A 7,414-nucleotide genomic window follows, 5' to 3' on the forward strand; every position below is an offset into this window, starting at 1 on the left:
GTGTGTCACAAAAACTTTTCAACTGAAGACAATCATGGCCGCACATTCCTTTTCCCGCCTGCCCCAATCCGTTCCACCGGTCTCGACCGCCAACCGCCTGATCCAGACCGCGATCCCGACGCCGGGCACGCGCGAAGTGCTCGAACGGCTTGAGGCCTGCGAATCGCGTTCCATGCACGGGCAGTTGCCGCTGGTCTGGGATCGGGCCGAGGACTACAGCATTTACGACGCCGCCGGGAATCGGTGGATCGACTTCACCTCGACCATTTTTGTCGCGAACGTCGGACATTCAAATCCGCGCGTGACCGCCGCCATGAAAGAAACGCTGGACCGCCCGCTCTATGGTTGTTATGCCTATGCGAACGAAAACCGCGCGCGCTATCTCGAAAAACTGGTCGCGTTCGCCGGTGCGCCGTTCGAAAAGGCTTTCCTGCTTTCGGCCGGCACCGAGGCGACCGAAGGCGCACTCAAGCTCATGCGCATGAACGGCCAGAAGGAAGGCAAACGCCGCCGCGGCGTGATCTGCATCGAAGGCAACTGGCACGGCCGCACGATGGGCGCGCAAATGCTCAGCAGTAATCTGGCCCAGCGCGAATGGATAGGCTACCAGGATGTCGACATTCACCACATCCCGTTCCCCTATCCATGGGCCCTGGCCGGGCGCACGCCGGAAGCGTTTCTGGACGAAAGCCTGGCCAGGCTCGAGAAGGCCGGCATCGACATTGCGCAAGACGTTTGCGGCTTCATGCTCGAAACCTTCCAGGGATGGGGCGCAGTGTTCTACCCGCCAGAATATGTACAGGCCATCGAGCGCGTCTGCCGCAAGCATGGCATCCTGCTGACCTTTGACGAAATGCAGGCGGGCTTTGGCCGCACCGGCAAGGCCTTCGGCTTCCAGCACTACGGCGTGACACCCGACCTGATCTGCTGCGGCAAGGGCATGGGCGGAGGCGTACCGCTGTCCGGCGTGATCGGCCGCGCCGCGATCATGGACCTGCCCGATGTCGGCAACATGAGCAGCACGCACTCAGCCAACCCCCTGGTCTGCGCCGCTGGCCTAGCCGTCATCGAGGAGATGGAAGATCGCAATCTTGTCGCCGAAACCGCGCGCAAGGGCGAGCTGCTGTTTGCCGCACTGCACAAACTGCAGGCGCGTTTTCCCGACCGCATCTCACACCTGTTGGGTCGAGGCCTGATCGCGGCGGTACTGTTCAAGCACCCCAAGACCGGTGCGGCCGACGGCCCGTTCACGAGCCAGGTCGCCGAACTCTGCATGCAGAAGGGGTTGCTGGTCGTGCATACCGGACGCGAATCGATCAAGATCGGCCCGCCATTGACGATTACCGACGAAGCCCTGCTCGAAGGTGTGGATGTGCTCGGCGAGGCTATCGCCGAGATCGCGGCCAAATGATCACGCAGATTCGCCATACCGGCCTGGTCGTCGCCGACCTCGATGCGGCGCTGCGCTTCTGGCGGGACCTGCTGGGGTTCACCGTGGCACGGCAGATGGACGAGTCCGGGCCGCACATCGACGCAATGATGGGCCTGAAAAACGTACGCCTGACAACGTCGAAACTTACCGCACCTGAAGGCGGCATGATCGAGTTGCTTTATTTCCATTCGCACCCAGACAGGCCAGCCTGGACCGGAACACCTTATTCCACCGGCTTTACGCATGTTGCAATGACCGTGAAAGATATTGACGCCTTCTGCAAAAAGCTCGCAGGTGCGGGCGTCACTTTTTTTGCACCACCACAGCATTCCCCAGACGGCAAGGTCAAGGTCACCTACTGCCGGGGGCTCGAAGGCGTATTGCTGGAACTGGTCGAAATATTGCAGGAATGATCCCACAATGATCTTCACCCAACACTCTCACCAAGCCAGTTGCCCGCTCTGCAGGCAAGCAACCGCCAGCGTGCTGTCTACTACTTTGCGACGAGGCACAGGTATCGTTTTTTATTGTGAGTCCTGCCGACACGGTTTTCTTTCGGAGAATCAGGCACCGGACGCCAAAGCCTACTACGCAGAGAATTACCGCCAGGAGTATTCGCACAATGCCGAAGCCGCGGCGACCAACGCGCGCGAGATTTTCGACGTTTACAAAAATTACCAGCATGATCGGCTCAAGGCCATCAGGCCATACCTGTCGGCCGAAACCCGCCTGCTGGAAGTCGGCGCCTCATCGGGGCAGTTCCTGGTCAATGTCAAGGATCGCGTGGCGCTCGTCAACGCGATTGAGCTCGACAAGGCCTGCTGTGACTTCATGTCATCGGAGCTGGACATAGAGGCGGACTCAGAATTTCTGCGCGAGTCCCGCTTTGCGGACCAGCGATACGATGTGGTCTGTGCATTCCAGGTGCTCGAACACGTCGAGGATCCCGTTGTGTTTCTGCGCGACCTGCAACAGTCGACCCAAAAAGGTGCGACGCTGTTTATTGAAGTGCCCAACCTCAACGACCCGTTACTGTCGGTCTGGAATGTCAAGGCATACCAGAAGTTCTTCTACCATTCAGCGCATCTGCACTACTTCACCGAAGACTCACTAAGGAAAACCGCGCAGCTCGCGGGTTTCGGCAACGCGCAGATCGATATCTCATTCACTCAGGACTACAACCTGTTGAATCACCTGAACTGGATCATGAACAACGGACCCCAGGCGACCTGCAATGTTGGCCTCAGCGAAATCGACCTGGCCGGCACGGACACCGATATGTCGGCCTGGCTCACCGCGAAGATGAAAGCACTCAACGATGAATACGTCGCGCGACTCGTAAAGAACAAGGCAACCGCCAACATGATGATGGTGATCAAAAATGTCTGAGCGTATCGGTTTCATGCAGGGACGGCTGTCKCCGCTCGTCAACGGCCGCATCCAGGCTTTTCCATGGGACTGCTGGCAAGGTGAGTTTCCCACGGCCGCGGCTCATGGCTTCGGCCTCATGGAGTGGACGCTCGATCAGGACCTGCTCTACAGCAACCCGCTGCTGACCGGGGCCGGCCGCGCGGAAATCACGGCGCTGCGGGCAGCGCATGGAATACGCATCGGTTCGCTGACCGGTGACTGCTTCATGCAGAGTCCGTTCTGGAAGGCCGATACGGCGCAAGCCGAGCAGTTGCAAGAAGACTTTCGGGCCGTGGCCAAGGCTTGTTCCGCGGTCGGCATCGTCATGATGGTCCTGCCACTGGTCGACAACGGCAGCCTGGCGACACGCGCTCAGGAAGACCGACTGGTCTCCGTGCTGCAGGCTCACGCCCCGCTGCTGGCCGAACTTGGCGTGCAGGTGGTCTTTGAGTCGGATTTCGGGCCGTCCGAGCTCGCACGTTTCATCGAACGGCTGGATCCAGCATTGTTTGGCGTGAACTACGACATTGGCAACAGCGCTGGGCTCGGCATGCGGCCTGCCGACGAAATCGCGGCCTACGGCCATCGCATCGTCAACGTGCATATCAAAGATCGCGTGCTCGGCGGTACCACGGTGCCACTTGGCACAGGCAGCGCTGATTTCGAAACTGTTTTTTCGGCACTCGCAAAAGTTGACTACAAAGGCAATTACATCCTGCAAACCGCCCGGGCACATGACGGCGACCATGCAGGCGCGCTTTGCCGCTACCGCGACATGGCTGTCAACTGGATAGCACGCCATGGAGCTTGAACTCACCGGCAAAACAGCCCTGGTCACCGGTTCCTCACGCGGAATCGGCCGGGCCATTGCCGAGGCGCTGCAAGCCGAGGGCTGTAGGGTCGCGATAAACGGACGCGACGCCGATGCCTTGAAGTTGGCATCTATGACCCTGAAATCCGCGGCGGCTGTCGCGGGCGATGTCTCCGACGCAGGCCAGGCACGACAGGTTGTCGATGAAGCGACTCGGGCGCTCGGCAGGCTCGACATTCTGGTTTGCAATGTCGGTAGCGGCCGTTCGGTGGCACCAGGCCTGGAGACTCCCGAGGAATGGCAACGCGTGTTCGCACTAAACCTCTGGAGCGTCACCCATAYGGTCGAGGCAGCGCGTACCGCGCTCGCCGCTTCGCGCGGCGCTGTGATCTGCATCTCGTCGATCTGCGGGCTCGAGGTCATTCCGGGTGCACCGGTTACCTATTCTGCTGCCAAAGCCGCATTGCACGCCTACGTGCGCGGCATTGCCCGACCACTCGGCGCCCAGGGTGTGCGCATCAATGCGATAGCACCCGGCAACATTCTGTTTGACGGCTCCGTGTGGGACAGAAAACTGGCAGCCGATGCAAATGGCGTGCAGTCAATGCTGGCCGCCAACGTCGCACTGGCGCGCCTCGGTACGCCGCAGGACATCGGTCAACTGGCGGCGTACCTCGCCTCACCACGCTCGGGTTTTGCAACCGGTGCAGTCTGGACACTCGACGGCGGCCAGGTCCGCGCATAGCGGCAACTCGAAGGAACACCCATGACTACCGCATTCAAAAAGTTCGATCTCACGGGAAAAACCGCGCTGATCACGGGTGCCGCAGGCTTGCTCGGCCGGCAACACGCTGCGGCCCTGCTCGAAAGCGGCGCGAGCGTGGTGCTTACCGACATCGGCGAGGACGCACTCGCGTCGGCCAGGGAATTTCTCGCGGGCACAGCGGAAATCGACCGCATCCACACGGCGATCCTCGATGTTTCGAACCCGGAAGCGGTCGCCGCGCTATCCGCGCGACTCGCGGCTGCCGGACAACGGATAGACATTTTGGTCAACAACGCGGCGATTGACCCCAAGGTTACGGCCGGCGCCGGCATGGTCGAAAGCTCTCGTCTCGAGAACTTTCCGATCGATCAATGGAATCTGCAAGTCGCGGTCGGGCTGACCGGCGCGTTCCTGTGCAGCCAGGTCTTCGGCACTGCGATGGCCGCCGACGACAAGGGCGGCGTAATCCTGAACATCGCATCAGACCTTTCGGTGTTCTCGCCGGACCAACGCCTGTATCGCAAACCGGGACTGCCCGAGCATCTGCAGCCCGTCAAACCGGTTACTTACTCCGTCATCAAGGCTGGCCTGATCGGCTTGACGCGTTACCTCGCAACCTACTGGCCAGAACAGGGCGTGCGCGCCAATGCAATTTCTCCGGGCGGTGTGTTCAATGGCCAGGGCGAAGAGTTCGTGACCCGGCTCAGCGCATTGATCCCGTTGGGCCGCATGGCGGCTGGCGACGAGTACCGTGCCGCCGTGCAATTCCTCTGTTCGGACGCCTCTTCGTATATGAATGGCCAAAATATCGTGATGGACGGAGGAAGGTCGGTCTGGTAGCAGCGTCCCACGGGCCGTTCAGCGCTGCGATGGCATCAACCACCAACCCCCATCACCACTCTCACCGGCTTTGCACACGTATGGTTTATTTCTCAATCGACAACGACCATCACACCAACCTGGCGTTGTCGATCATAGAAGAGAATCGGCTTCCCAAGTCCGGCGTGACGTTCATTTCACACCGGTCACCGCGCAACCAGTTGGCAGGGTCGCTAGGCTTCGCTCTTGAGCCGGTGGACGTCCATCCGCTATGTTCCGGCCTCAGCTTCAAGAATCCAATAAGTTACTTGAAGGCATATTTTCACCAGATACGGCTAAAGCACCGCTTTCAGTTCCGGTCGGGAGACTTGCTTGTCATCACAACGGAATATGAAATCAACAACGCATTTCTAGCCACGCAGATGCGGCACGCTGGTGGACAGGTTTATCTCTACGACGAAGGCATTGGGTTTTATTTCAACAACAGCAGCTTCCACGACCGGCATCTTTCGTGGACCGACCGGTTATTCCTGGTCCTTTACAACTTTGCCTTCAAGGCATTGGGTATACCGGCCTATGCCAAAAAAGGATTCGAAGGCCGGATGTATGTCCGAATACGCGAGAAATACCTCAATGCCATCTATTCGAGAATGCGCCTGCCTATCGATCGGCCCGTGGAGATTCGCGGTTATCGGCATTTTTTGGTGTCCGAACAGTCGTTTTTGCCAAAGAATGATCAGGTTGCGATCTTCTTCGCCAACAATCTCGACGCTTTTGGCCTGAAAACCGAAGAGCTTGCAATCTCCGCAGAAGCCCTGCGCGTGTTGGCCGCAGCTTTTTCGGAGGTTCACCTGAAAATTCACCCGGGAGATTGGGCCGCTCAAAACGAAGTGTGCAGCTTCTACACTGCGCTGGCTGCTCAGCATTCCAATATTCATCTCATCGATAACGCGATCTCCAGCAACACTGCCATGGAGCAAATAAGGCCTGGGGTTGTCGTTGGAACCATGGGCGCGGCGATGTTCGATGCTTTCTTTTTCGGCTGTCAGCCGATTTTCCTATTTCATCTGCTGCCATCCGTCAGAGAATTCGGCGTCTGCAACTTCACCTTGGATGGCTTGGGCTACCGCTACATCGCGAATCTGCGGGAAATTGACCCGGGATACAAGTCCGGCGTGAACATTTCCTCGTTACTCTACGACGGCCCGCAGACCTGGAATTCGAACGTGGAAACGCCGGCTTCGCAGACTTAGCCAGTCATGAGACACCCATGCTCAAACATCTGATCAAACAAATTCTGCCGCCCATTCTTTTCGTATTGGCGCGCGGAGCCTTGCAGCGGCTGAAGCCGGAACGACCGATTTATGACGGCCTCTATCGGGATGCAGCGGAGCTACAGCCGTCAAATGACAATCCATTCGAGCACCCGAACTGGATTTCTTATGTTTCCGAAAGGGCTCACTCCCGCGTCGACGGTGTCAGTCACCAAGACATGAACGAGATGTGCCTTTCGCTGATCGCATCGATCGCGCCCGCCGGTGATCACGCAGCCTCTTGTCGCATCGTCGATTTCGGTGGCGGCGTGGGTATGTATTGGCCGGCCCTGAAAACGCAAAATAAAGGGGGCAGGCAGCTTGATTTCACGGTCGTCGACAGCTCCGCCAACTGCGCACTCGGAACCAGGTTGTTCGGCGCAGATGGCGTGTCTTTTTCAACTGATTTTGAATCGCTGTTGACACACAGCGCCAAGATAGACGTACTTAACGTTTCAAGTACGCTCCAGTATTGTCTAGATTACGAAGCAACGCTGGCACTGCTGTGTCGCAGCCAGGCCAGGTTCATCATCGTATCCCGCCATCCGGCCCCCGGGGGCAATCAGCCTGTGGCCTACACCATGCAAAACGTCACGACCGTCAAAGGTTTTTGCGGGCGGATCCCGGTTGTATTGCTCAGCGTCGAACGGCTGGCTCAACTGATGCGCGGCCAGGGCTATGAGATGATTGCGGACTACTACAGTAACGCCGATTCCGGCAAATACTGGAAGAACGGCAAGAAGGCGATTCCAGAAGAATTCTCCCAAATTGTCGATCACGCCCTGGTTTTTCAGAAGCAACCGGGGCCACCTGCCGGCGATGCATCTGCGACTTCCGTCGTTGCTCTATGACCGGGAATAGAA

8 protein-coding genes are annotated in these 7,414 nt (G+C 58.5%); all 8 read left to right on the plus strand.

Going from position 1 to position 7,414, the window contains the following annotated elements; all coding sequences use genetic code 11:
- The first annotated feature begins 34 nt into the window (after positions 1-34).
- Entirely contained in the window at positions 35-1,411 is a 1,377-nt protein-coding gene (locus tag AC1D1X_RS11390; protein ID WP_477668516.1) for an aspartate aminotransferase family protein, read from the plus strand.
- Complete coding sequence (locus AC1D1X_RS11395) at positions 1,408-1,845, plus strand: VOC family protein (RefSeq protein WP_477668517.1); 438 nt, start codon at positions 1,408-1,410, stop codon at positions 1,843-1,845. The genes AC1D1X_RS11390 and AC1D1X_RS11395 overlap by 4 nt, the downstream gene beginning before the upstream one ends.
- 7 nt (positions 1,846-1,852) lie before the next feature.
- Complete coding sequence (locus AC1D1X_RS11400) at positions 1,853-2,821, plus strand: class I SAM-dependent methyltransferase (protein ID WP_477668518.1); 969 nt, start codon at positions 1,853-1,855, stop codon at positions 2,819-2,821.
- Positions 2,814-3,653, plus strand: coding sequence for a sugar phosphate isomerase/epimerase family protein (locus AC1D1X_RS11405; RefSeq protein WP_477668519.1), 840 nt, complete (start codon positions 2,814-2,816; stop codon positions 3,651-3,653). Before AC1D1X_RS11400 ends, AC1D1X_RS11405 begins: the two co-directional genes overlap by 8 nt.
- Complete coding sequence (locus AC1D1X_RS11410) at positions 3,643-4,398, plus strand: SDR family NAD(P)-dependent oxidoreductase (protein WP_477698300.1); 756 nt, start codon at positions 3,643-3,645, stop codon at positions 4,396-4,398. Before AC1D1X_RS11405 ends, AC1D1X_RS11410 begins: the two co-directional genes overlap by 11 nt.
- 21 nt (positions 4,399-4,419) lie before the next feature.
- Positions 4,420-5,259, plus strand: coding sequence for an SDR family oxidoreductase (locus tag AC1D1X_RS11415; RefSeq protein ID WP_477668521.1), 840 nt, complete (start codon positions 4,420-4,422; stop codon positions 5,257-5,259).
- An 80-nt stretch (positions 5,260-5,339) separates the two neighbouring features.
- A complete protein-coding gene (locus tag AC1D1X_RS11420) occupies positions 5,340-6,491 on the plus strand; it encodes a polysialyltransferase family glycosyltransferase (protein WP_477698301.1) in 1,152 nt (383 codons plus the stop codon).
- 17 nt (positions 6,492-6,508) lie between these two features.
- Positions 6,509-7,402, plus strand: coding sequence for a methyltransferase, TIGR04325 family (locus AC1D1X_RS11425; protein WP_477668523.1), 894 nt, complete (start codon positions 6,509-6,511; stop codon positions 7,400-7,402).
- Positions 7,403-7,414 lie beyond the last annotated feature (12 nt).

The organism is Polaromonas sp. P1_G4 (assembly GCF_056405475.1).

Coding starts and splice junctions, on each gene's coding strand:
- AC1D1X_RS11390 (WP_477668516.1), top strand. CDS start 35: ATGGCCGCACATTCCTTTTCCCGCCTGCCCCAATCCGTTCCACCGGTC.
- AC1D1X_RS11395 (WP_477668517.1), top strand. CDS start 1,408: ATGATCACGCAGATTCGCCATACCGGCCTGGTCGTCGCCGACCTCGAT.
- AC1D1X_RS11400 (WP_477668518.1), top strand. CDS start 1,853: ATGATCTTCACCCAACACTCTCACCAAGCCAGTTGCCCGCTCTGCAGG.
- AC1D1X_RS11415 (WP_477668521.1), top strand. CDS start 4,420: ATGACTACCGCATTCAAAAAGTTCGATCTCACGGGAAAAACCGCGCTG.
- AC1D1X_RS11420 (WP_477698301.1), top strand. CDS start 5,340: ATGGTTTATTTCTCAATCGACAACGACCATCACACCAACCTGGCGTTG.
- AC1D1X_RS11425 (WP_477668523.1), top strand. CDS start 6,509: ATGCTCAAACATCTGATCAAACAAATTCTGCCGCCCATTCTTTTCGTA.